The organism is Paenibacillus sp. RC84 (assembly GCF_041260495.1).
Lineage (GTDB): Bacteria > Bacillota > Bacilli > Paenibacillales > NBRC-103111 > Paenibacillus_F.
Genome location: NZ_JBGBYL010000013.1, coordinates 77,711 through 104,308 on the forward strand (window position 1 = coordinate 77,711; position 26,598 = coordinate 104,308).

General features: G+C 49.5%; 19 protein-coding genes. All 19 read left to right on the forward strand.

Annotated features, from left to right (window positions below; translation table 11 throughout):
- Nucleotides 1-63 precede the first annotated feature (63 nt).
- The 19 genes from mreB to ABH899_RS26100 all read left to right on the forward strand — a co-directional run bounded on the left by mreB (nucleotide 64) and on the right by ABH899_RS26100 (nucleotide 26,595).
- The gene (mreB, locus tag ABH899_RS26010) at nucleotides 64-1,065 is read left to right on the forward strand and encodes a rod shape-determining protein (RefSeq protein ID WP_009677017.1); all 1,002 of its coding nucleotides are present in this window, start codon (nucleotides 64-66) and stop codon (nucleotides 1,063-1,065) included.
- Nucleotides 1,066-1,074: 9 nt separating this feature from the next.
- Nucleotides 1,075-1,893, forward strand: a complete 819-nt coding sequence (locus ABH899_RS26015; protein WP_370001632.1) for a flagellar hook-basal body protein — start codon at nucleotides 1,075-1,077, stop codon at nucleotides 1,891-1,893.
- A gap of 76 nt (nucleotides 1,894-1,969) precedes the next feature.
- Complete coding sequence (locus ABH899_RS26020) at nucleotides 1,970-2,839, forward strand: flagellar hook-basal body protein (protein WP_370001634.1); 870 nt, start codon at nucleotides 1,970-1,972, stop codon at nucleotides 2,837-2,839.
- A gap of 29 nt (nucleotides 2,840-2,868) precedes the next feature.
- A complete protein-coding gene (locus ABH899_RS26025; protein ID WP_231392080.1) occupies nucleotides 2,869-3,126 on the forward strand; it encodes a DNA-directed RNA polymerase subunit beta in 258 nt (85 codons plus the stop codon).
- Between the two features lie 116 nt (nucleotides 3,127-3,242).
- On the forward strand, nucleotides 3,243-3,797 hold the full coding sequence (locus ABH899_RS26030) for a CDP-alcohol phosphatidyltransferase family protein (RefSeq protein ID WP_370001636.1): 555 nt from the start codon (nucleotides 3,243-3,245) through the stop codon (nucleotides 3,795-3,797).
- 201 nt (nucleotides 3,798-3,998) lie between these two features.
- Complete coding sequence (gene fabZ, locus ABH899_RS26035) at nucleotides 3,999-4,427, forward strand: 3-hydroxyacyl-ACP dehydratase FabZ (RefSeq protein ID WP_009677001.1); 429 nt, start codon at nucleotides 3,999-4,001, stop codon at nucleotides 4,425-4,427.
- Nucleotides 4,428-4,472: 45 nt separating this feature from the next.
- Nucleotides 4,473-6,167 carry a phospho-sugar mutase gene (locus ABH899_RS26040; RefSeq protein WP_370001638.1) on the forward strand — a complete coding sequence of 565 codons (1,695 nt, stop codon included), beginning with the start codon at nucleotides 4,473-4,475 and terminating at the stop codon, nucleotides 6,165-6,167.
- A 100-nt stretch (nucleotides 6,168-6,267) separates the two neighbouring features.
- Entirely contained in the window at nucleotides 6,268-8,331 is a 2,064-nt protein-coding gene (locus ABH899_RS26045; RefSeq protein WP_370001640.1) for a DUF5693 family protein, read from the forward strand.
- Nucleotides 8,295-9,443 carry a polysaccharide pyruvyl transferase CsaB gene (csaB, locus tag ABH899_RS26050; RefSeq protein WP_370001642.1) on the forward strand — a complete coding sequence of 383 codons (1,149 nt, stop codon included), beginning with the start codon at nucleotides 8,295-8,297 and terminating at the stop codon, nucleotides 9,441-9,443. The genes ABH899_RS26045 and csaB overlap by 37 nt, the downstream gene beginning before the upstream one ends.
- 15 nt (nucleotides 9,444-9,458) lie before the next feature.
- Nucleotides 9,459-10,238: a WecB/TagA/CpsF family glycosyltransferase gene (locus ABH899_RS26055; protein ID WP_370001644.1), complete on the forward strand. Its 780-nt coding sequence runs from the start codon at nucleotides 9,459-9,461 to the stop codon at nucleotides 10,236-10,238.
- 118 nt (nucleotides 10,239-10,356) lie between these two features.
- The gene (locus ABH899_RS26060) at nucleotides 10,357-11,469 is read left to right on the forward strand and encodes a glycosyltransferase family 4 protein (RefSeq protein WP_009677093.1); all 1,113 of its coding nucleotides are present in this window, start codon (nucleotides 10,357-10,359) and stop codon (nucleotides 11,467-11,469) included.
- A 266-nt stretch (nucleotides 11,470-11,735) separates the two neighbouring features.
- Nucleotides 11,736-15,605, forward strand: coding sequence for an S-layer homology domain-containing protein (locus tag ABH899_RS26065; protein ID WP_370001646.1), 3,870 nt, complete (start codon nucleotides 11,736-11,738; stop codon nucleotides 15,603-15,605).
- Between the two features lie 430 nt (nucleotides 15,606-16,035).
- The gene (locus ABH899_RS26070; protein ID WP_370001648.1) at nucleotides 16,036-19,032 is read left to right on the forward strand and encodes an S-layer homology domain-containing protein; all 2,997 of its coding nucleotides are present in this window, start codon (nucleotides 16,036-16,038) and stop codon (nucleotides 19,030-19,032) included.
- A 68-nt stretch (nucleotides 19,033-19,100) separates the two neighbouring features.
- A complete protein-coding gene (locus ABH899_RS26075) occupies nucleotides 19,101-19,667 on the forward strand; it encodes a hypothetical protein (protein ID WP_370001650.1) in 567 nt (188 codons plus the stop codon).
- Between the two features lie 227 nt (nucleotides 19,668-19,894).
- Nucleotides 19,895-20,173 carry an alpha/beta-type small acid-soluble spore protein gene (locus ABH899_RS26080; protein WP_009677087.1) on the forward strand — a complete coding sequence of 93 codons (279 nt, stop codon included), beginning with the start codon at nucleotides 19,895-19,897 and terminating at the stop codon, nucleotides 20,171-20,173.
- 146 nt (nucleotides 20,174-20,319) lie between these two features.
- Nucleotides 20,320-21,528 (forward strand): methionine adenosyltransferase, encoded by a 1,209-nt coding sequence (metK, locus tag ABH899_RS26085; RefSeq protein ID WP_218231329.1) that lies wholly within the window; start codon nucleotides 20,320-20,322, stop codon nucleotides 21,526-21,528.
- Nucleotides 21,529-22,003: 475 nt separating this feature from the next.
- A complete protein-coding gene (locus ABH899_RS26090) occupies nucleotides 22,004-24,622 on the forward strand; it encodes a stalk domain-containing protein (RefSeq protein WP_370001652.1) in 2,619 nt (872 codons plus the stop codon).
- 88 nt (nucleotides 24,623-24,710) lie between these two features.
- Nucleotides 24,711-25,898, forward strand: coding sequence for a sensor histidine kinase (locus ABH899_RS26095; RefSeq protein WP_218231327.1), 1,188 nt, complete (start codon nucleotides 24,711-24,713; stop codon nucleotides 25,896-25,898).
- Nucleotides 25,870-26,595, forward strand: a complete 726-nt coding sequence (locus ABH899_RS26100; protein ID WP_009677083.1) for a response regulator — start codon at nucleotides 25,870-25,872, stop codon at nucleotides 26,593-26,595. Before ABH899_RS26095 ends, ABH899_RS26100 begins: the two co-directional genes overlap by 29 nt.
- Nucleotides 26,596-26,598: the final 3 nt, after the last annotated feature.

Sequence of the window (26,598 nt, forward strand, 5' to 3'; positions counted from 1 at the left end):
ACTATTCGAAGCACCGCTTCAGTTTATGGGGATGGACGGTTAGTTTAGGGAGGATTATTTTTCATGTTAAGTAAGGATATCGGAATCGACTTGGGCACTGCGAACGTCTTGATTCATGTGAAAGGACGCGGCGTAGTGCTCGATGAGCCCTCGGTTGTGGCGATCGAAAGCGATACAAAACGCGTTCTAGCGGTCGGTGAAGAAGCCAGGAGAATGGTAGGGCGTACGCCCGGTAACATCGTGGCTATTCGCCCGCTCCGCGAAGGTGTAATCGCTGATTTTGAAATTACTGAAGCGATGTTGAAACATTTTATTTCCAAAGTTGGGGGCAAAAGCTGGTACTCACATCCTCGAATCCTCATCTGTGCGCCTACCAACATTACCTCTGTGGAACAAAAAGCAATTCGGGAAGCGGCTGAACGCAGCGGCGCACGCGAAGTGTTTATGGAAGAAGAACCGAAAGCCGCTGCAATCGGCGCCGGAATGGATATTTACCAGCCGAGCGGTAATATGGTCGTTGATATCGGTGGAGGGACGACGGACGTGGCCGTGTTATCCATGGGTGATGTCGTCACCTCTTCCTCCATTAAGATCGCCGGCGATAAATTCGATACGGCGATTACCAAGTACATCAAGAACAAATACAAATTGCTGATCGGCGAACGCACCTCCGAGGACATTAAGGTCCAAATCGGTACGGTACAAGCCGACAGTGTTCAGAATGAAATGGATATCCGCGGCCGGGACATGGTATCCGGTCTTCCTTTGACGATCACGATTCGCTCCAGTGAAGTGCAGGAAGCTCTGTGGGATCCGATTTCTTCTATCGTAACTGCCGCAAAAAGTGTATTGGAACGTACACCTCCGGAACTTTCTGCCGATATAATAGATAGAGGGGTTATTTTGACAGGTGGCGGTGCCATGCTTCACGGTCTGGATCAGCTTTTGGCGGACGAGCTCAAGGTTCCCGTTCTGATTGCGGAAGACCCGATGCACTGCGTCGTCAAAGGTACGGGCATTATGCTCGACAACCTGGACAAAGTGACCAAACGAAAATTCGTATAGAGGTGACTCATGCTTAGGGGATTATACACGGCGGCATCCGGCTTGACCATGCAGCAGCGTAAACACGATACCGTGACGAACAACATTGCCAATCTCAATACACCGGGCTTCAAACAGGAAACCACTTCGGCGCGTTCCTTTCCGGAAGTTCTTATCTCGCGTATCCGCGGGGGAGAAGCCGGGGACGGTACCGTGGTGAATGTGGGCAGAATGAATACGGGCGTTTTTGCCGAGGAAACCGCCAGACTCATGGTGCAGGGTCCGCTTCAGCAAACGGGAAATCCGCTTGATTATGCGCTTGTTTCCGATATTCAGGTAAACGGCTTGAAGTTCGACAACGGCGGTAAGGCTGTAGGCCCGGACGGTACGGTCGTTTACCAACCGGAAGCGTTGTTTGTGGTCGAGAATCCGCAAGTTGCGGGTGAACGCCACTATACGCGCAACGGCAAATTCACGGTGGATGCGGAAGGTTTCGTTGCCAATGCGGACGGTTATCGTCTGGTGGCGGCTAACGGCCAGACAGTCCGTTACGATCCGGCCAATCCGCCCATCCCGCTCGTGATGAAAGTCCAGAATCCGAATGTGCTTCTTCCGGAGGGCAACGGGCTTTTCACGGTCGGCGCGAATGACGAAGGACAAGTGGTGGCGCTGGCGGCAGGAGATCAAGTCGAGGTCCGTAAGGGTTTCGTGGAACGCTCCAATGTGGATCCGACTCAAGCGATGGTCGATATGACGACGGCAGCCCGTGCCTATGAAGCCAACCAGAAGATGGTCCAATTCTATGACCGCAGTATGGACAAGCTAGTAAATGACGTGGGCCGGGTATAAGCAGTGGGCATGATAAAATCCCTCTCAGGGAATGCTTTCGAAGCAGCTTTCTCCGGAAAGCTTGGAGGAGATCACGATGAACAACTCAATTATTAACGCATCGGTCACGATGCAGGGCCTGCAGCAGAAGTTGGATGTGTTGGCTAACAACATGGCGAACGTCAATACCGTCGGATACAAGAAGAAGGAAGCCAGCTTCGAGAATGTACTGACGAACACCATGAATCAGCCGCAAGGTTTTATGAAAACCGGACGGATGACTTCTCTCGGGTTTCCTCAAGGCTGGGGCGCTAAGCTGGTCGGCCTGCAGAATATTATGACGCAGGGAAGCCTGAAACCGACGGATGAGCCGTACGATCTGGCTATCGAAGGGGACGGTCTGTTCGAGGTGACCATTCCCGGTTCCAACACACCGGCTTGGACCCGCGACGGGGCTCTTAAGCTCAGCGCGTACAACAAAGTGGACCCGGCTACGGGCAATGTGACCAAAGCCATGGGGCTTGCCACCAAAGACGGTTACTTCGTAAAGGACACGGCCAGCAATCAGCCGATTGAGATCGCGATCGATCCGGCCGATCCGACCCTGCAGAACAGCCGCGTTCGCGTGGATGAGCAGGGGCGGGTAGTGGTTTACAACGAAGCCAATCCGGCGAGTACGGGCAGACAAGTCGGTCAGATTAAGCTGGTCAAAGTCATTAATCCGCAGCTGCTCGGCGAAGCCGACGGCAACTACTTCCGTCTTCCGGCGAACGTGGCACAGAATAACGTTTTCGCAGCCAATACGGACGGCGTGACCGTCAAGCAGGGCTTCCTGGAGCAGTCCAACGTGGATCTGCAGCAGGAAATGTCCGAACTTGTTATGATTCAGCGTGCTTTCCAATTGAATTCAAGAGCAATCTCCTCGGCGGATACGATGATGGGGCTCGCTAACAACTTGCGCGGCTAATGCGTGAAGGAGGGGCGATTCTCGTGTCCATGGAAGAAGAGAGCAAGGAGACGGAAACAGCATCATCTACGCAGGCTAAAGAACCGGACACGGGCAAACCGGGAGGGACTTCAAGATCCGCCGGAGCGCTTCGCGTCCTGAAGAAACTGCGCGTTCCGCTCATTTTTTTGGGAGCCTTGATTGTCGGGCTTTGGATCGGGTATTCAGGAATCGGCGGTCAGCCGACTTTAGACATATTCAGAATCAGCACCTGGAAACATCTCTTCGATTTGGTGTTTGCAGACTGAGCGTGGGCTCCCGCAAGGGAGTTTTCTTTTTGCCCGGAGAAACGGTATAATGGAAACCAATGAAAATGAGAGGAATCGCGCCTGTTCCAGCTTTAGCCGTAGAAAGGGAGAGACGATTGAATTTACCGAATCTGCTTACCATAAGCCGTTTTTTTCTAATTCCCGTCTATCTGTACATTTTCTATGCAGGCTATACGAAACTGGCTTTTCTCGTTGTCGTCCTAGCGGGCATAACTGATATCGCAGACGGATATATCGCCCGCAAACGGAATCTGGTTACCCAGATGGGCATTATGCTCGATCCGCTTGCGGATAAGTTGATGATGATCGCGGTCATTATCTCCCTGCTCAGCTCCGGGATGATTCCCTGGCTGGCCGCAGCGGCTTTTTTCATCCGGGATATCGGCATGATCGCAGGGTCGGCTTTTTTTCATTTCCGCGGCAAACAAACGCTTCCGGCCAACGCCATGGGCAAGCTGACGACGGTCCTGTATTACCTGGCTGTCCTGCTTATCCTCTTTCACGTTCCTTATGCAACGGAATACCTGGCGGCCGTCATCTTGTTTTCTTTCGTCACCTCTATTATTTACGTGGCCCAGTTCAATACGGTCAATCGTAAAACCAGGCGATTAAGTACGGAAGAGACAAGTCCGGTAAAAAAAGGGTCGTAAAGACCTTGTTCGAACCTTGAAAAATTGTTTATAAAGGATAGGGAAGCAAAAAAAGAGCATATTCCACGACCATTTCGGTGGCCGCAAAATACGCTCCCTTATATCAACCTTCACTTCTGCAGCGGTGAAGGGATAGGGTTAGTGTGAGTTGTTTCAAACCAAAATATACAAACGGAAAGCGTCGGAAGGAGCAAGATTGCAATGTTGGACAACAAGCAGATTCAGGAGATTATCCCGCACCGCTACCCCTTTTTGCTGGTAGACCGTATTTTGGAGGTAGAGGACGGCGTCCGTGCCGTGGGCCTCAAAAACGTAACGGCGAACGAACCTTTTTTCCAGGGACATTTTCCGGGCTATCCGGTTATGCCGGGCGTTCTTATCTTAGAGGCACTAGCACAGGTCGGAGCGTTTGCGATTTTGAATGTGGAAGCCAACCGCGGGAAAATCGGTCTGCTGGCCGGTGTGGATGGGTTCAGATTCCGCAGACAGGTAACTCCTGGCGACACGCTGACGCTGGAAGTGAAAATCACCCGCTTGAAGGGTACCATAGGCAAAGGCCAGGCGACCGCTAAAGTCGGAGAAGAGCTGGTAGCCGAAGGTGAAATCATGTTTGCGCTGGCAAACGCCTAACCGGATAAAAAAGATCCTATCATTTTAATAAGGGGACGATGAACGATGACTCGTGTACAGAATCTTTATGAAAAATGGTTGCAGGACCCGTCTATCGACGAAGAGACGAAAAAAGAGCTTCAATCCATTGCAGGACAGGACAAAGAGATCGAAGATCGTTTCTACAAGGATCTTGAATTCGGAACCGGCGGTCTTCGCGGCGTAATCGGCGCGGGTACAAACCGGATGAACCTATATACGGTAGGAAAAGCTACGCAGGCACTTGCTGAATTCGCTTTGAAAAACGGAGGAGCTCATCCTTCCGTTGTGATTGCGTATGATTCGCGCCATCAGTCACCGGAATTTGCTTTGGAGGCTGCGCTTGTTCTTGCGGGCAACGGAGTGAAGGCCTATGTGTTCGAGTCACTGCGACCGACGCCCGAGCTTTCTTTTGCCGTGCGCGAGCTTAAAGCTTCCGCCGGAATCGTGGTAACGGCCAGCCACAACCCTCCGGAATATAACGGGTATAAGGTGTATGGCGCCGACGGTGGCCAATTGGTGCCGCACGATGCCGAACAAGTGCTTGCGAACATCCAGAAGATCGAGGGATTTGACAGCGTCCGCAAAATCTCCCGCTCCGAGGCGGAAGAGAAAGGACTTCTGGAATGGCTGGGCGGAGAGATGGACGAGAAATACTATGCGGCCGTTACATCCGTGAGTCAACATCCCGATGTTATTAAGCAAACGAGCGGAGACTTCCGTATCGTATACACCCCGCTGCACGGGACGGGCAACAAACCGGTCCGCGAAGCCCTGAAGCGCATCGGTTTCGAGCAGGTGCGCGTCGTGAAGGAACAGGAGCAGCCGGACAGCAATTTTTCTACGGTCAAATCGCCTAACCCGGAAGAGCGGGAAGCTTTCACGCTGGCTCTGAGAGACGCCAAAGAGTGGGACGCCGACATCGTTGTGGGAACGGACCCGGATGCCGACCGGATGGGCGCAGTTGTGAAAGACGATAAAAGCGAATATTTCGTACTCACGGGAAACCAATCGGGCGCTATAATCGTCAATTATTTGTTGGGTTCGTTAAAAGAACGCGGACAGCTGCCTTCTAACGGCGTCGTGATCAAGACCATCGTAACGAGCGAGATGGGAGCCGTTATTGCCGAAAGCTACGGGGCGAAAGTCATGAACACCCTGACGGGATTCAAGTACATCGGGGAGAAAATGACCGAGTTCGAGTCGACCGGTGAGCACCAATTCTTGTTTGGGTATGAAGAGAGCTACGGCTACCTGGCGGGAACCTATGCCCGGGATAAAGACGCGGTCGTAGCGGCCATGCTGATTTGTGAAGCGGCTGCTTACTACAAGAGTCAGGGTAAGACACTATACGATGTTCTGCAGGAGCTTTACCGTCAGCACGGCTTCTTCTTGGAGAAGCTGGAGTCCAAGACGCTAAAGGGCAAAGACGGCGTGGAGCAGATCGGTCGGATGATGGAAGACTGGAGAAACAACCCGCCGGCTTCCATTGAAGGCGTGGAGGTTGCGGAGGTAGAAGATTACAGCCGCGGCATTAACGGGCTGCCCAAAGAAAATGTATTGAAATTCAAGCTCAAAGACGGCTCCTGGTTCTGCCTCCGTCCTTCCGGAACGGAACCGAAGATCAAATTCTACTTTGCGGTAAAAGGAACGACAGGCGACGAGGCGGCGAAACAGCTGGAAGGTCTGGTACGCTTCGTTCTGGGCAGAGTAGAGCAGTAACAGCCGAACCCTCTCCAAGGCCCCTGCATCCATACGGTGCCGGGGCCGAGAGGTTTTCGGGTACAAATGACGCATGATTCAAGAAACGGAGTTGAACAGATTGGTACACAGGTATACTGCGGCAAACCGGTTGCTGCGCAAGCTTTTATGGTGGCTTGTCATTATCGGCCTTCTGGCTTCCCTGCCGCTTGCCTTCTTCCGCGAACAGACGGAGAAGTCCGCAAATCAAGTGGAGTTTGTTTTTGATTATCGGGACTTATTGGAGATGGCCGACGTGCGGCCGAATCCGCAAGGATTTGTATCGGAACAGCTTCAGGCGATGAAAAAAGCCGGCATCGGATCGCTTTCCGTGTACGAATCGACGCTTTCCGAATTAAGATTGAGCCGACGTATTGAAGTGTTCTCCTCCAAGGATGCGACTTCTCTTACGCAAAAGCCGATCTCGCCGAATGAAAATTTTACGTATATCCTGTTCACCGACCCGGCATCGGAGTCCCAGATCAAACCGATGATCGAGACGGCTTTTAACAAGCTCGGTGTTAAGACAAGCCCATGGAGCTTCAAGAACCAGACGGGCATGATTATCGAAATGAACATGGAAGAAGCCAATATGAAGCCGATGGACCCCGATCCTATTACACTTCAAATGATGAAGGATGAAGGCTTCCGTATCGTGGTACGTCTCGGCAACAAACGTGAATTCGTCACGAACGAGATGGACGCGCTGCTCGCAAAATTATACAAAATGGGTGCCCGACGTATCATCATTGACGGAGATTACGCCCCGGGATACTCGGATGATCCTGAACAGGTCACTCTCCACAAGATGGGGATTCTGCTCAAAAAGTACGATATGGGCCTGGCCAATATCGAGATGTTGAAACAACCGCAGAAAGGCTTCGGTTCTTTGGCCAAAGATACCGACTATAACGTCGTCCGCCTGCACTCCTTTACGGAGAAAGACGGCGAGAAACTGACGGAGAACCTGACGAAAGATGATCAGGAAGCCCGTATTCAACAAACGGCGGACCGGTTTGTGCTTGCGGTTAAAGACCGGAATATCCGGATGATCTTCCTTAACGGACGCGCCGTCAAGAATCTGGACAAGGCAGCGATCCTCACTCCGCTGGATGGCCTGTACGAGAGCTTGAGCGGCAAAGACGGGGCGATCAAAAGGATCGAAGATGCCGGTTTCAAAGTGGAGCCTGCCAAGCAGTTCGACTACACGTACAACGCTTACCAGAATGTCGCCCGGTTCTTTACACTGATCGGCGGTGTCAGCCTGATTGTTCTGTTGGTCGGCTACTTCGTTCCCGAAGCCGTACTGGCATTATTTATCATCGGCTTGTTAGGAGCGGCGGGGTTGTTCTTAAAATCGCCGGATCTGTACGCGCAGGGACTTGCGCTCGCTTGTGCGATATCGGCGCCGAGCATCGCAGTAATCGAGGCGATCCGCTCCATTCAATCGGGCCGGGCAGCTAAGGCGAAATCGGCAGTCCTTTATGCTTTGGGCCTGCTGATTAAAACGACACTGATCTCGTTAATCGGAGTCGTTTACCTGGTCGGTTTGCTCAATCATATTTCGTACTTCCTGGTACTTCAGCAGTTCCGCGGTGTCAGCCTTCTGCACCTGCTGCCAATCGCCATCGTCGGTCTCTACCTGCTATTCTTCCGGGAAACCTTAAACTATCGGGAACGCGGAGAGCGGGTAAAGAAGCTTCTTTTCACTAACATTAGCGTGCTTTGGATAATTGCTGCAGCCGCGGGGGCCGGAGTGATCTACTACTACCTGTCGCGTACGGGTAATGAAGGTCAAACTTCAGCGATTGAGCGTTATCTCCGCTCCTTCTTGGAAAATACGCTGGGTGTACGCCCGCGGAATAAAGAATTTATGCTGGCACACCCGCTCTTCCTGCTTGGAGCTTATCTGTCGGTCAAATACCGGAACGCCGTTTATTTGCTGCTGATCGGTGTGGTCGGACAGTTGTCCATCGTCGATACATTCGCGCATTTGCACACCCCGCTTGAGATCTCGGGCATCCGGATTACCTACGGAATCGTATTCGGTGCCATGATCGGACTCGTGCTGATCGCCGTCTGGGAAATTGCATCAAGGAGTTGGATAGCATGGGCCGCGAAATCGCGAACAAGAGCAAACGGCTAGTTGTTTCGGGCTATTACGGTTTTGACAACAGCGGGGACGAGGCCGTTCTGCAATCGATTCTTTTTGCGCTAAAAGAACAGGGGGAGACGGCGGGCATCCACATCGAGCCTGTTGTGCTGTCCGCCAACCCCCAGCGTACAAGGGAGATGTACGGAGTCGAAGCCTGCCACCGGATGAAGGTGCCGGATTTGTTCCGGGCGATCAAATCGTCCGACGGACTGATCAGCGGCGGCGGAAGTCTGCTGCAGGATGCGACCAGCTCCCGCACCATTCCTTATTATCTGTTGGTCCTCAAACTGGCCCAGTGGATGCGTAAACCGACCTTTATTTATTCGCAGGGGATCGGTCCGGTGAACAATCCGCGCTTCTTTTCCTGGATCCGGTCCACTTTCAAAAAATGCGCCATGATCACGGTCCGCGACCAAGAATCCGCGGATCTCATCGGGCGCATGGGCGTACCGGGCTCTTCGGTCAGCGTGGTGCCGGACCCGGTCATGGGGCTCCCGCTGCGCGGGGAGGCAGCCTCCGGCAAAGCCGGAACCGCTGCCGATGCGAGCGGCGAAACCGGCCGCGTTCCCGTCGTGGGCGTATCCGTCCGCTTCTGGAACGCCGACCGCTCCGAGCTGGGCGCGCTCGCCGAGGCGCTGCGCGCCGTGATGGACAGCCGCCGCATTGAAGTGCGGCTTCTGCCGTTCCATCTCCCTTCGGACGAGGAAGCTTCCGCCTATGTGGCGGAGCGTCTCTCTCCCGCGGGAGAAGGCGGCGACGTCCGCATCGTGCGCGGCGTCACGCATCCGCAGGACATGCTCGCCGAGGTGAGCGCCTGCGATGTGCTCGTCGGCATGAGACTGCATTCGCTGATCTATGCCGCCTCGCAGTTCGTGCCCATGATCGGCGTGTCCTACGACCCGAAGATCGACCAATTCCTCGCCCGGCTCGGAATGAAGGCCGCGGCATCGACGCAGAGCTTCGACGCCGCGGCGGTAGCCGCCGAAATCGGGCGGCTGCTGGACGGCCGCCGCGAGTGGGCGGACGGCAAGCAAGCCGCCATCGACCGGCTCAAAAAAGAGGCGCAGTTGCCAGCGCAACAAATCATGCAATTTTACCGTTAAGAGGGATGAAGACCAATGACTGCTAATGCAAACGCAAACGCAAGCGTGCCGATTGTCCGGATCTACGGCGTTCCCGTTTCCAAAATGAACATGAAGGATACCGTCACGTACTTGACGGGAGCGATCGAGTCCCGTATTCCGCATCAGATCATAACCGCCAATCCGATTATGATCATGTCGGCTCTCGAGGACCCGGCCTATATGGAGATGATGCGCAGAGTGGAGCTGATTGTCCCGGATGGCGCCGGACTGGTTTGGGCCGCCGGCTACGTCGGACAGCCTGTCGCCGAACGCGTTCCGGGTATCGACCTCATTCATGAGCTGATGAGAGCGGGAGAGCCGCGCAGATGGAAAGTTTACCTGCTAGGTACGACTCCGGATACAATTCAGGCGGCTGCGGCTAAACTGGCGCGCGATTATCCTCTCATTGATATCGTCGGTTTCAGGGACGGTTATTTCGGAGAAGCGGAAGACCGGCAGGTTGTGGACAGCATTCGGCAGCTGCAGCCGGACATCCTTCTCGTCGGCCGTTCATCCTCAACACAGGAACCCTGGATTTCGAAATACAAGCGGGACCTGGACGTTCCTGTTATAATGGGCGTAGGCGGAAGCTTTGACGTTTTGGCCGGTAAGCTGAAGCGTGCACCCAAGATTTTTCAAAAGCTTAAGCTGGAGTGGTTTTACCGCCTGCTTCAGGAACCGTCCCGTTTCGGACGCATGCTGGCTCTGCCTAAATTTGCGTGGAAAGTGATTCGCGACAAAGAAAATGTGTTAAAAACCGATGAAAACCATTGAAAATTGGCGTTGTCCATCTGTTTGGGTGTAAAATAGGACTGGTAATGTTTATAAAGTAGCAGTATAATTTTGTCGGCAGTACAAGTTACTTGCGACAAGAGGGGTTGAAAAACCGATTATGTATGGATTATATGTGCTGGGCTTTGTTGTATCCTGCCTGTTTGCACTGTTGTTGACCCCGCTGGTCAAACGTTTTGCCTTCTGGGTAGGCGCCATCGATAAACCGAATCACCGCAAGGTACATACGAGAATCATGGCGCGTATGGGTGGAGTGGCGATTTTCTTGGCTTTTGTCGGAGCATACTTTGTCATCTCACCGGCCTTGTCCGACGTTAACGGAAACGCGGCGCTGGCTTTGGTGCTCGGAGGATTTGTTATTGTGCTTACCGGCGCTCTGGATGACCGTTTCGAGCTTTCTCCCAGATGGAAGCTTCTCGGACAATTCGTTGCGGCCTGTATCGTAGTGGCATGCGGACTGAAGATCAATGAATTCAATGTCCCGTTCGGCGGACACTTCTCCCTGCCTGATTACGTGAGCATGCCTCTGACCGTTCTCTGGATCGTCGGGGTTTCCAACGCGGTGAACCTGATCGACGGTTTGGATGGTCTGTCCGCCGGTGTATCCGGAATCGGTACGGGTACTATTTTGGTTCTTGCGCTGCTGACACCGTTCAGCGATGCTTTTACCGTAATCTTGCTTTGTACGATACTTCTTGGAAGTATTTCCGGGTTTCTGTTCTACAACTTTCATCCGGCCAAGATTTTTATGGGAGATTCGGGAGCCTTGTTCCTCGGTTTTGCCTTGGCTACACTGTCGATACTCGGGTTCAAAGTATCCGTCGTTCTCTCCTTGTTGACACCTATCATGATTCTGGGTGTTCCGTTGTCCGATACATTCTTTGCGATCATGAGACGTTTTCTCAATAAGAAACCGATCTCGGAAGCGGATAAGAATCATCTGCATCACTGTCTGCTTCAGCTGGGTTTCAGCCACCGCACTACGGTGCTGATTATTTACGGAATTGCGGCCATGTTCGGCGCGGTAGCTATCATTTTGAATAACTACACGGATTCCGCCTGGTTGACGGTATTGATCGTTGTCATTCTGCTCTTTGTACTTGTAGTCGGCGCTGAAGCGATCGGCATCATTAGCAGCAGTCAGAAGCCGGTTATCCGTTTTCTCCAGAAGCTGCTCTTTAAACCTTCCGTGAACAGTCGTTTACCCAAATAACGGCACGTATTCCGGCAACAGTTTTACTGAACTTATCAAATAAAATACCTAACCATTCCATCTGTGGAATGGTTTTTTTGTGCCTTTTTTATTCCAAAAAATGAGAAATGGCTAAACATTTCGGCGATCCGGGCCGATATTTAAAATACAACTGTTTAAAGGACACCAGGATTAGCTTCGCCTAATATCGGAAGGGGGCCCGCAGGCAGCAAGATTGTACGTTCCATTTGTAGATTTCATCCATTTATATAAGGAGGAGTTTTGTTTTGAAAAAGCATACCCGTAAATGGTTCAGCGTTCTCGTGCTCTTTTCGATGCTGATTAGCCTGCTTCCGCCTCTTACGGCTTACGCGGCTTCCACCATTTCCATCACAAACATGTACAACCAGACCGTAAACTTCGGTACGGACAAGGAAGCTCCACAGGATTACAACAACGTTACACGCGTAACACGCAATCCGTTCACTCTGAAGGCGAGCATTTCCAACATCAGCGACTCGCAGATCAGCTCGATCTACTATGAGATCATGAATGTGAATACAAAGCAGGTTACGGTGGAGAAATCCCACAAACCTACACAAACGGGCGCGAACGAGATTACATTCTCGAACATCACGCTGTCCGAAGGACTTAACCGCATCATCGTTAAAATGGGGGACACCAACACGCTGTCTTCCGCACCGGGCTGGATTTACTACACCCCGACGACCAACCTAACCGATTTTACGGTAAATAACGCCGGTCTGGTGGACGGCAAAATTTATCCGGTTGACCGCGGCAACATCAAGCTGGGCGTTACCGCTGTCGATATTAAAGCCAAAGCTTCCAACGCGAACGAAGTAAAGGCTTATGAAACCGGGAGTACGGTTCCTAAAATCGGTATTCTGAACCGGACCGAAGGCATGGTTTATTTCCGTGGGGGAGATGCCGCCGCAGGCTGCGGTTCCACGGGGGAAATTTGTTTGAAAGCCGGGGATAACCGGATTGTTTTCGATTCCAGCAACGATTCGAACTCCTACCAGACGGAAAAACGGTTCGTGTACGATAACGGCCAACCGTTTGCATTCGGGGTAGAGATGGGCGTTACGAGCGCAGGTACTACACAGTCTCTGCTGGACAAGCCTAACTTCGATGTAAAAGAACTGACGCTTAAAACAAGCCTTAAAGTTGACTATGATTCAACCGGCGCTCTGCGTCAGAATCGTGTTGACGTACTGATCAACGGACAACAGGTAGCCGCAGGCCTTGACCTGAATACGCCAAGCAGTTCCGTAGGGGGCGCAGTCAAGAAATTTACTCCAAACTCCACGTTCACACGTGCCAATGAATATGCGGCTTATGATCTTGTTCTGGATCTGAACGTTGCCGGTCTGACCGATTGGACAGCGGCGCGTAATCCGCAAACGATTCAATTTATTTTCAAGGATGCAACAGGTTCGGCAGGACAAGGTGAGTCTTCGTATACCTTTAACTACACCAACCCGAACGAAGCCGGCATTCTCGATGTTTCGATGGTAACGGGCAAAGACGCCGCTACGAACACGAACATCTACACTTCTTTGACCGAGTCGGCAACGACCGAGGTTAACGAACTGCCGGTAGAAATGAAGATTAAAGCTAACGGACATACAGCTAAGATCAAAGTTTTCCTGGATGGCAAAGAATTCGCAGAGGTTGCTAATCCGTCTAACAATGAATTTATCTACAAACTGGAGAACATCACCGACGGCCAAAAAAACATCAAGTTTGTTCCGGTTGATGCTTCTGGCACGTTAGTTGAGAACGGAAGCCGTCAGTATACGATTCAAATTAACAACGCACCGTATATTATCGCGAACCAGATCGCAAGCCCGGGCAACACGGGTATCACGCTCCGTGACGTTAAACAACTGACTTGCGGATCCGATGTCGCTTGTCTTTCGGGTAAAGCAGTCAACTACCTGCCTACAGGCGCCGGTAACAAAGTCGAGCTTTATGTCAACGACAAAATGATCGAACTTCAAGCGAGCGACTTTGACGCCAACCGTCAATTTAAGTTTGATCTGGCCAGACTGGGAACGAAATACGGCATCACGCCAGCCCAACTGTTCAGCGAAGGCGCTAACCAAATCAAGTTCTTTATGTACGTAAACAACTCGCTGATCAGCAAGGCGATTTATAACGTAAACCTGATCACGGCCGAGGCGCCGGAAATCGTTCTTTTCGTACCGAATGAAGATTCGGTCGGCAAGAGCAAGTTTCCGAAAGCTCAAAAGCCGGACATGTATGCCACGAATGAACGTACCGTTCAATTGAACGGTAAATTCTTTAACACAACTAACGCAGGCAACGTTACGGTTTCCCTGAACGTGTACTCCAAAGATAAAGACGGCAATCCGCGCGCCGACTATCACGTGTGGAACAGCGTTTCCGGCTCCAGTACGAACGTAAGCGGAGGATTCTTCACCGGTATGCCTAGCTCCGGCGTTGAATTCAGAACGAATGCCATTAAGCTTCCTGAAAAAGGCGAAATGACGTTCCAGTTCACCGTTACGAACCAAGCTAACATGAGTGTTTCCAAAACGGTTACCATTGCACGCGAACCGCTTCCGTATGTCGTGAAAAAGCCGGTACTTATCGAGAACGAAAAGCATGAGTACCAAGCGAACATCAACAGCAACTTCTACACGATTGTGATCGACGCCGAGAAAGCGGACAGCGTTACTTTCGGTAAAGAGACGGCAAGCAAACAAACCTTGAACGAAAACGGCCTCGATGTCGATCGTTTCTCTTATGAAGTGAGAGATCTCAAGGCAGGCAAAAACACGATCAAGTTCACAGTCAACCGTGGGACTTCGAAAACAAACGGTACTATCGTGCTGTACAACACAAATACACCGGTTGTCGGAGCTGAATATCTGGACGGTATGACCAGCAACTTCAACGTATTTAACGGTGACGTTAAACTGAAGTTCGATAAAGACACCAAACTGATGCGTTTTAAACCGACTTTCGATAACAATCAGTACATCACTGCCGACCGCAAAGTGTACTTCGGTATTGCAGATACCGTTGACGGCCGTGTAGACAAGATCAACAATCCGTTCAGCAGCGACTATGCCAAGTCTTTACTTGCCAGAAAAGGCAAGGGCGATAACTTTAGCGCAGCGAGCAAATTGTTCTACATCGATTCCGGTACGATTCCCGAGAAAGCAAGCGGACAATCGACGGAAGATTACCTGCAAAACGCTCTCCGGGGAAGAGGGATGGAGCCGTTTGATCTTAAAAACAACTTCTATACCCGTTCCGTTGATCAAACTGTAGTTCCTACCAAGCGCGGTACGCTGACTCTTAAGTTCGACCAAGCTATCCGTGATGACGCAGGTAAGTATATTTCCGTCTTCTTCTTTGATACGTATGAGCAGTACAACACATTAACAGGACGCGGTTGGGTTAATCTTGGCGGCGTTGTGGATGTGAAGAGCAACACGGTCACGGTTCCGTTCGAGAAATTCGGTTACTATCAAGTTATGTACATGGATAAGGGCTTCGATGATGTAACGGGCCACCCGTGGGCAAGAAATGAACTGGAAACCTTGTTCTCCAAAGGGATCATGAACAGCAAAACGAACTATTCGTTCAGCCCGAACGAACCGATTTCCCGTGGCGAATTCGCTACCATGCTCGTTCGCATTTTCGATCTTCCTTTAAATTACAGCGGCACGCCGACCTTTATCGACGTATTTAAGGTTGAAAATCTGTACGGATTGTATGACTTTAAGTACATCGAGACAGCTGCAAGAGCAGGTATCGTCAGGGGTACTGCGGGCAACCGCTTTAGTCCGGACAGCTCACTTACACGTCAGGATGCTTCCGTGATGATTGCCCGTGCGGCAGATTTGAAGCTGGGTACCGACAACAAAAAGATTCTTGCAGGGCTTCAAAAAACATTTACCGACGCGAATACAATCGATTATTATGCCCAGCCGGCCGTAGAGGCCGTTGTAAAGGCTAAATTGATCGAAGGCAAGCCTAACGTTCTTATCGAAGGCCAGAAGAAAGAAACGGTCCGTTTCGATCCATTGGAAACCTTCACGAGAGCCGAGGCGGCTATTGTTGCGATTCGTGTCATGAAGCAGCAAGGCAAACTGAAGTAAACGGATAAAAAGAAAAGACACGGCAGCAGATTGCTGTCGTGTCTTCTCTTAAATCAAAGCAATCCTTTTCAAAGTCTTCAAAATTGGACATCCATAATTATCCCAAGCTATAATACATATGGGTAACAAGAAAGTTACAAAAAGATTTCAAAAAAAAATAAAAAAAATCGCAGCAACCGCAACTTTTTCCGAAACCGCTCGTTTAATACATTGGAAGAGCAAGAGAGCTCCAAAAACGCAAGGTTTTCTGGAATCATTTCTCAAAATTCTTCTTTACGTAGCAATAACGCCCATGTATAATATTTAGAGTGGTGTTAGATGTCTACATATCTATTAGTTTCGTTACTAGATTCTATGTGGTCTTTTAGGCTGCAGATGAATTAGTTATACATTTAGGCTCAACCACTCTGGAAAGGGGGTGAATCATTCAATGAGTAATATGAGCTCTAGAATTCCTAATCACTCTCAAAACCCGAAAGATATTCAAGGAGGAGACAAAAAGGTTATGAAAAAAAGTTTATCCGTAATTCTTTCCACAGCTATGGCATTGTCCGTATTTTCTTCCGTAGCATTCGCAGCTAAGGCTGATGATTTCTCTGATCTTAAAGATCTGGACGCGGCTACAAAAGCCAAGTTCGATTCCATGATTCAAGCAGGCATCTTTGACGGTGTTGAAGAAGGCCGCTTTGGTCTGAACGACAAAATGAACCGCGCCCAATTCGCTAAAGTAGCAGCTCTGATTTTCGAACTGAAATCTTCCGCTACTACTTCCAGCTTCGAAGACGTTAAATCCAGCGACCCTGCTAACGGTTACGCTCTTCCTTACATCGAAGCTCTCCGTGTTGCCGGCATTACTGACGGTAAAGCAGAAGGCAAATACGTTCCAGCTGGCGATGTAACTAAAGAAGAACTCGCTACATTCCTGATCCGTGGTCTTGGTAAAGAGTCCGAAGCTAAAGCTAAGCCGGGCGTTTCCGATAAAACAGTTTCCGACTGGGCTAAAGGTTATGTTCAACTGGCACAAGAACTGAAATTGTTCGAAACTCCAGCTGGCCAGCCTTTCAACGGTACTGCAGCTGCTACGCGCGACCTGCTCGTAACTTCCGCTTACCAAGCACAACAACTTAACAACGCTAGCAAAAAGCTTTCCGTTTCCGAAGCTAAAGCTACTGGCGTTAAAACTGTAACAGTTAAATTCAACCGTGAAGTTGATACTGCTAAAGCATCCCTTGCTCTGAAAAAAGGTACTGCTTCCGTAGCAACTGACGTTAAATGGGCAGACGATAAGAAATCTGCTGTACTTACACTGACTAACAGCAAACTGAGCGCTGGTGCTTACTCCGTAACACTGAGCGGTCTGGCAGCTGAAACAGTTGACAAAGCCGTAGCAGAATTCTCCGCTGAAGACGAGAAGCTGACTAAAATCGAGTTCTTGAACCCTAGCGACACTATCGCTTACAGCAAGAACGTAATGATTAAACTGGCTGCTACGAACCAATACGGTGAAGCTGCTTCCCTGTCTGCTGGTGCGTACACTGTATATGCCGGCAACAACAACGATGTACTGAAAAGAATCACTAAAGCAGAAGACGGTACTCTTCGTTTGATTCTCGATACAGCTACAGGTGATAACTACAAGCAAGGCTACGGCATTGTTTCCGTTAACATCATTGAGAACGATTCCCGTGTTAGCGTAAATAAGACGTTTAAAATTGGTACGCAGCCAATCATCACGAAGAGTGAACTGGGCACAGTGAAATACTCCACTGGTGATGCTCTTTCCGGCAAAGGTCAACAAGCAACAGTTGAATTGCTTCGTTACGACCAATACGGCAACCTGGTAGCTGCTGATGATTCCGAAGATTATGACAAAACAATTACTCGTTTCTTCTCTGAATATGAGAAAAACCTGAAAACTGAAGTTGTAAAATCCGGAAATGACGGCATTCTGACCGTTAAGGTATCTTTGCTTGATAACGTAGCAAAATCCGGCACTTATACACTGAATGTTCAAACTCAAGCTTCCTTCTCTACTGTTAAAATCAACGTTAAATCTTCGAAGGTAGCTACGAAAGTTAAACTGGGAGATGTTAAAAAAGAAATCTCCGCAGGTGACGACGAAGCAATTATCGATCTAGCTGCATTTGACAGTGAAGGCAACCAACTGAGTGCTGATGACATCGTTAACAGCCTGAAAACAAACCAAGGCAACGATAACACTGTGAACCTTTCGACTTCGAACGGTAAGATTGAAATCGTTCAAAGCGGTGAAAACAAAGGTAAACTGCGCATCACTGAGATGACTGCATCTGACAAGAGCATCATCAGCGTAAGCATTGTGTTGACTTCCCCAGGCCTTAACTCGTTCGACACAAAAACTTACAACGTTAAAGGTGCACGTATTCCTAGCACGCTTAAGCTGACTAACGATCCAGCTAAGAAAGCACTGCCAGGCGCAACTGCTGATATCGAGCTGAACGTACTTGACCAATTTGATTCCAAGCTTGACAAAGCAGTTACTGGTGATGTGTATGTTCAAGTATCCTTCGCTGGTAGTGCTGGTGTTGAACTTTGGGAAGATGGCCAGTCCGGTAAAGCAGGACAATCAGCTATTACTACTAAAAAATACGAAGAGGCAGGACTCAAAACCTTCAATAAAGGTTTCGATGTTGTAGTTGGAGCTGGCGTTGATAACTCTAAGAACGACGTTTCTGGAACATTCAAAGCTGAGCTTGTTAACTCTAAAGGTAACGTACTTGCAAGCATTACTAAAGACGTTAAAGTTATTGACAAGACTGCAGACCTTTCTTACACGGTAACTCCTGTAAGCGACCTTTATGCTGCAGGTGACAAATTGAAGGGTACGCAAGCAACTCTTGATAGCGCTCTGCGTAAAAAAGTTAAAATCACTGCGAAAGACAACGCTGGTGACGTCGTTGCACTTCCGTCCAACGTAATTACTTCCATTGCTACTTACAATGAGTCCATTGTAAAAGCAGACATCGTTGGTGGAACTCCTTACGTGCTTGGTAATAAAGTTGGCTCCACTACAGTAGCTGTTGGTTACAACACTGCTAAAGGCGAGCAAAAAACAGCTTCTATCTCCATCAACGTTAAAGACGAAGCCGTTCAAGTTGCTAAAGTTGTAGGTGAAAATGACAAAGCAGATTACACTGGTGCAGAAAATGCTCAGACTCTTCTTGATCTGACTGTGACTGATAACTACGGTGTTGAGTATGGTCCTGGTGTAATTGCTGATAACAACAACATCCTGGGTGTTATCTACACTGCAACAGACGTACAAGGTAGCGGTTCTGTAACAATCTCCAGCAAAGGTGTAATCACAGTTACTGGATCTGTTAAGAGCTTCACACTGCAAGCTATTGCTAACGGAAAATCCGATTCTGCTGTAATCACAGTTAAGTAATCAAATTTCCAATAGTAAAATAAAGGAGACCCAATTGGGTCTCCTTTTTTCTTAAAGGAGGTACTTTTATGAAGAAGGTTGTAGGACTCGGGATGGTTATATTAACAGTACTTGCATCTCCTATCCATGCTGCCGCTCCCACACCCGGCTCCGCAGATGACCCGGTCGTAACCAAGAGCTATCTGGAACAATACGTTCAAGGCCTTGGCGGGTCAGTTGGTACCGGTGGGGGAAATGGCTTAACAGAGAGCAAAATTAAAGAAATCATTGCGCAAGAAATCGCTAAGCTGCCAACGAACAACGGTGGAGGTGGAACACCATCCACAGGTCAAGGCAATGCCATGAAAGTTGTTGCGCTTAAAGCCGGACAAACTATTTTGGCGGACGCAGGTTCTGAGCTGATTGTACGTAATGGTAAAACTCTGGCTGTGAGTAACGATGATAATGGCATTCCGGATGTAACGGCCGGTAAAGACCTAGCTGCTGGTACAGTGGTACAAAACAATCATCTGCTTATTTTTCCGAGAGACGGCCGCGGAGTTAAGCCTGATCTTAAGGAGACAGCAGACGTTTATGTAATGGTTCGTGGTGGATATGTGGTTCAGAACGCGGATGGTTCTAAGGTTCCTCAATAAAGAGGACCCTAGACTGGAATATTTTTATAACATTAATGGTGGCATGGATTCCAATTTTGGAGTCCTTGTCATTTTTTTATTTTTGTAAATGATTTTATTTCATCTAAAACGATCTATGGCGAACGCAAACTCCTCCATAAATTAACCAAGCTGACAACAACTTATACGGGTCGAATGAAGTCGAAAGGTGATACTAATCGCACAACCAATGAAGGAGTGTGAAAAAGATGTCGAAGAACAACAACAAGGTGGTACCGGAGTCGCATAAAGCTTTAGACCTACTTAAATACGAGATCGCTGCAGAGATGGGGCTGCCTGTTGGGAAACAAGCTTTGGGAAGCTTGGATTTAAGCACGGAGTTTGCATCGGAGCTTGGTTCTATACCCGCAACTTCGATAAAAGAAGACTACTGGGGGCACATCAGTTCACGGGACAGCGGGGCGGTTGGAGGGGCTATCACTAGCCGGTTAATCCGCAAAGCGGAAGAGGTTCTTTTCACTTTATAATTCATACCTGTTTCGTTGACATTCATCGACAAATGAAGTAACATAACTTCAAGAAGGTCCTGAAGCAACCTTTTCCACCGAGGAAAAGGTTCATTTTTTGTGTAAGTTCGCACTTGTTTCTACATACTAAATCCAGTAGGAGGTCGATGACATTGGCACTAGAACGCGGCAGACGTTTGTTTACATCCGAGTCCGTGACAGAAGGTCATCCCGATAAAATTTGCGATCAGATTTCCGATGCGGTGTTAGACGCATTTTTGGAGAACGATCCGAACGCACGTGTAGCTTGTGAGGTATCTGTGGCTACCGGTTTGGTTCTGGTCATCGGCGAAATCACGTCCCGTTCCGAATATGTGGACATTCAAGCCATTGCCAGAAAAACAATTAAGGATATTGGTTACACACGCGCGAAGTATGGCTTCGACTACCAAACGTGTGCTGTGCTTACATCCCTGAACGAACAATCCCCTGACATTGCACAAGGGGTAGACCAGGCTCTCGAAGCCCGTGAAGGCCAAATGAGCGACGCTGAAATTGAAGCGATCGGTGCAGGCGACCAAGGTCTCATGTTCGGATACGCAACGAACGAAACACCGGAACTGATGCCGCTGCCAATCTCGATGGCACACCAGCTTTCCCGCAGACTGACCGAAGTCCGCAAGAACGGCACCCTGGATTACCTCCGTCCGGACGGTAAGACTCAAGTAACGGTTGAGTACGATGGGGACAAGCCTGTACGTGTTGATGCGATTGTAGTATCTACACAGCACAGTGAGGAAGTCACTTTGGAGCAAATCCAAAAAGACATCAAAGAACACGTTATTAAGCCAATCGTTCCGGAGCAATTCCTGGATGAGAACACCAACTACTTCATCAACCCGACGGGCCGTTTCGTAATCGGCGGACCTCAAGGGGATGCTGGTCTGACTGGCCGTAAAATTATCGTAGATACTTACGGTGGTTACGCTCGTCATGGCGGCGGCGCGTTCTCCGGTAAGGATCCGACAAAAGTCGACCGTTCCGGCGCTTACGCGGCTCGTTACGTCGCGAAAAACCTCGTTGCTGCAGGACTCGCAGAAAAATGCGAAGTACAGCTTGCTTACGCCATCGGCGTTGCTAAGCCCGTTTCCATCAGCATCGATACGTTCGGCACAGGGAAAGTAAGCGAAGAGAAGCTCGTTGAGCTGATCCGCAAACATTTTGACCTTCGTCCTGCCGGTATCATTAAGCAGCTCGACCTGCGTCGTCCAATCTACAAGCAAACGGCTGCTTACGGTCATTTTGGCCGTAACGATCTGGATGTTCCTTGGGAACGTACAGACAAAGCTGAACTGCTCAAAGCGGAAGCTCTGTAGAACTGAGGTTTTACTTTTCAACAATTGTCTGATAAGACGTGAAGAACACGGCTTGATCCTAAGGGATCGGGTCGTGTTTTTTTGCTCGCTAAATATTGGCGGAAGAATGGTTAAATTTAAGCGGCTATATAGCTAGAAACAAGAAGATAGCGATATTCGGGGAACAGCGGCAAATATGTTGAACATAATTTGTGAAAATAATCGCCACAGAACAACAACCTCTCTCTAAAAGCCACTAAATTACTATCTCCTTAAGCACTTCTAATCTTCTCATGTCCTCAAAAAGGCATAAAAAGACCGATTTTAGACCCGATTATTCCAGTTTAGACCAAATTCCGAGCCTTTTGCTCTCTTTTCTCAATTACTCTAGGAAAAATCACATAAATTTCGTAACTTTTTAGCTAGTTTAAGAGTCTATACTATTGTGTGTCCTAGCTGATTTTACCTATTCAGGAGAGAGGAAAGTGAAAGAAGGATGAGGTTTACCAACAAGCTGTGGAGATCGACACTCGCATTCGTCGTTGCTTTTCAGGTAGTCGTATCCCTGCCTGTTCCCACATTTGCCGCTGACCCTACGGTTACTTTGAAGTCGGAGAGCATTTTAACTTCGGGTGCCGTTATGAAGAAGTATGTTTGGAATTTTACGAGAAACAATAAGAAGGTCTCGGCAACTGCCAACGTAGTAGAGGTAGATTTGACGAACCCGTATGTAAAACTGGATGTAATCGCTGGAAAAAATAATCAGTTTACCGACAAGCAGACGGTGGCGACGATGGCCAAAGCGGCCGGCGCAGTCGCGGCGGTTAACGGGGACTTTTTTAATACGCAAGCGGAGGGTGTGCCCTTGGGCCCGCAAATCACCAACGGTCAAATCATGTCGACCCCATCCAATAAAATGTCCGGTCTTTACGCTTTTGGGATAACAAAGGATAACAAGCCGGTGATTGACCTGTTTGCTTTCCAAGGTGCGGTAAAAGCCAAGGACGGCACTTCTTTCGAACTCGGAGGCATCAACAAAACGTACTATTGGTATGATGACGGTACTCACAGCCATACGGACGGGTTGTTCATGTATACCGATGCTTGGGGACAGGTGGACCGTTCCAATGACGGAAAATCCGTACCGACCGAGGTCTTGGTACAAGACGGGGTTATCAAACAAATCGCACCGGATACGGTTATTAAAGTCGAGCCGCCTAAGAACGGGTACATTTTAAGAGCCGCGGGCAAATCCGCTCAATTCGTCAAAGAACATTTAAAAGTCGGAGACCCTCTTACGGCGGACTACGCGTTTACTAACCAGCGTACGGGAACGGCCTATGCGAACGATGCTTTTAAAACAATGATCGGGGGCCACTCCATTCTCGTAGACGGAGCTAAAGCGACTTCCTTCTCCCGTGATGTCTCTTCCCTGGGTGGTTACCGTTCCCGTACCGGCGTAGGATACTCCCAAGATATGAAGAAGGCCTATCTGGTTACGGCCGATAAGAACGACAATAGCGCAGGAATGAGCCTGCAGGAATTCCAGCGTTTCCTAATTCAGATCGGTGCTTACAAAGCGATGAATCTGGACGGCGGCGGCTCCACGCAAATGGTCGAACGTCCTCTTGGCACGAACAATATCCAACTGGCTCATGTAACGGAATATGGCACGCAGAGGGCTGTCGTGAATGCCCTGGGAGTCTTCTCGACGGCACCGAAAGGCCAGCCGAAGGGCTTCACTATGAAAGGCGACACAGAACTGTTCCTGAACGAGAAAGCGACGTTCACCTTCAGTGGTTATGACGAATATTACAACCCGATTGTTTCGGACAGCGTTCAGCCGACCTGGAGCGTTTCCAACAATCTTGGGAAATTCGACGGAAATACCTTCATTCCTACTAGCTTCGGAAGCGGTAAAATTACGGCAACAACCGGTGCAGGGTCGTCGAACCTGGACGTAAAAGTAATACGCCGTGCGGATATCAGCTCTATGAAGGTTTCGAAAGCGAGCGGACAAGGGCTTGTTGCGGGCGGAAGCTACAATCTGAACGTAACCGCGACGACCAAGAGCGGCAAAACCAAGGAAATTTCCCCGGCGTCGCTTGAGTGGGAAGTGCTCGGTGTGAAGGGCGAAGTCAAGAACGGCGTCCTGAAAGTAGACAGCCTGGAGGGCAGTAAGAATGCCCAAGTTATCGCCCGGTACGATGGGTACAGCAGTATGCTGAACATCCCGCTCGGCAATGAGTCCATGTGGTACAACCTCGATGACAAATCGATTCTGACCACTTCGGAAAGTTTCCCGGCTGAAGTCAGTACGAAGCTGAGCATCGTGAAGAACGAGTCCGGCAACAACAGCCTGCAGCTCGCTTACGATTTTACCAAAGGCAGCGGCAACAAGGCGTCTTACGCGGTCTTCAACAATACCGGCGCGCAGTTGTACGGCTACCCGCAAACAATCAACCTCAAGGTAAAAGGTGACGAAAGCCAGAACTGGCTCCGCGCCGAAGTGATCGATGCGGATGGTAAAAAAGAATTGGTTGAGCTCGCCAAAAACATCAACTGGCAGGGTTGGAAGTCCATCTCGGCCAACTTGTCCGGCCTTAACCTGAAATACCCGCTGACTTTGCGCAGCATCTATGTGGTTAATCCGGAGCAAGGTCAGGACGAGCGTGCGCTGCAAGGCAAGATCGAGCTTGACGACATCTCTTTCAGCTATCCGAATTATGATACACCGTCCGGCAGCCTGAACAAAGTAACCCTGCAAATCGGCAATCAGATGGCAACCGTTAACGGAAAATCGTACTGGCTGGAGCAAGCCCCGATTAACGACCGTGGAAATACGCTCGTTCCGACACGCTTTGTTTCGGAAGCTCTGGGAGCGAAAGTGTTGTGGGATCAGGAGGCACTCCGGGCAACGGTTGTAAAAGACGGGAACATCGTCGATATGTGGAACAATGAGCTCGATTTAATCACGAACGGCAAGCGGGTTACCGCCGAAGTTCCGCCGCGTATCATGAACAATTTAACGATGGTTCCGCTGCGTCTGCTGACTGAAACTTTAGGCTGGAAAGTCACGTGGAATCAGGCCGAACAGATCGTTAACCTGCAATAAATAGTTCTATTAGTTTACTCTCAAACAGCACAAAGTATGGTACTATAGAAGGCAGACCAATTTGTTTTGAAAAGGGGTTTGGAGCGATTTGCAGGTGGATGCATTAGACCGTGTCATCAAGAACGCCATCGAAGTCATGGAGAGCAGCAAGTACCAGGTATTCGAAATTTGCGAAAGCGCCCGGGGCGAACGAGAGTCGCTTCTTAGGGAATTAAGTCAAGTTAAGGATGAAGTTACCCAGACGATCGAGCTGGTGGACAACCTGGAACGTGGCTACAAACGTGCGCGTATCCGTCTTACGGAAGTAAGTCGTGATTTTGCCAGATACCGGGAAAATGACATCAAAACCGCCTACGAGGCGGCTATATCGCTCCAACTGCAGCTTACGGTATCCAGAGAAAAAGAGAATCACCTGAAAGAAAGACGCAACGACATCCAACAAAGAATCAAAAATGTAGACAAACAGCTCGAGCGGGCGGAAATGATCGTCTCCCAAATGAATGTCGTTCTCGAATATTTATCGGGTGATCTTAATCAGGTCACCCGCATTCTGGAGTCGGCCAAAAACCGCCAACTGCTCGGGCTGAAAATAATTTTGGCCCAGGAAGACGAGCGCAAGCGCATGGCCCGAGAGATTCATGACGGGGTAGCGCAGACCATGGCGAACGTCGTACTTCGCACGGAAATTGCGGAGCGCATGGTGACCAAACAGGAATATACGGCGGCAAAGGAAGAACTCATAGATCTTAAGTCCCAGCTGCGGTGCGGGCTGGAGGAAGTTCGCAAAATGATCTTCAATCTCAGGCCGATGGCGCTGGACGATCTTGGCTTGATTCCGACCGTACGTAAATTCGTACAGGATTTTGAAGATAAGACCCAGGTACATACGAAGCTTGAAATTTCGGGCAAAGAAACAAGACTTCCATCCGGGATGGAGGTCGCTATTTTCCGCCTGATTCAGGAAACCTTCTCCAATATTCTCAAGCATGCCCACGCAACGTTCGTTACACTTGAGCTGTCTTTCCAAGAGGATCTGGTGAGTATCTCCATTAATGACAACGGAATCGGTTTCAATGTGGACTTGACGGAGCATAAGATTGCCAAGGGCAACAATTTTGGCATCATCGGGATGCGGGAACGGTTGAAGCTACTCGAAGGGGACATGGCCATCTACTCAGAAAAGGACGTGGGAACGAAGATTACGATGTTGATTCCCATTCGCGCAGAGAACAAGGAGGAAATTGGTAATGGACAACCAGGGGAGTCCCAAGCGTAACGTAAGACTCATTCTTGCGGACGATCATCAGCTGTTTCGCGAAGGCCTCAAACGAATCATTAATATGGAAGACGATATGGAAGTCATCGGGGAGTGCGGCGACGGTATTCAGGTTATCGAGCTCTGCAACGAAATGCAGCCGGATGTAGTCCTGATGGATATTAACATGCCGCTGGAAAACGGCGTTGTCGCTACTGAGCGGCTAAAGCTTATTTTTCCCGACGTTAAGGTGATCATCCTTTCGATTCACGACGATGAAAGTTATGTGTTTGAGACGCTTCGCAAAGGTGCTTCCGGATATCTGCTGAAGGATATGGAGGCGGAGGCGCTGATCAATGCGATTCGCTCCGTTGTAGCCGGGCATGCCTATATTCACCCGAAAGTCACCGGTAAATTGATCAACCAGCTCCGTCGTATGACATATCTGGATGATAACGGTGTTATGGGTTCCGGCAACGGTGTTCAAGAATCCGGACTAAAATATATTCATGTTCCGACAAGCCCGCTGACCAAGCGTGAAGCGGAAGTTTTGCGTTTGATGGCTGAAGGCAAAAGCAACAAGCTGATCGGAGAATTCCTTTATATCAGCGAGAAGACTGTAAAAAACCATGTGAGCAGCATTCTGCAAAAGATGGAAGTAGACGACCGTACACAGGCCGTTATTATTGCCATCAAAAACGGCTGGGTGACTCTCTAGGAA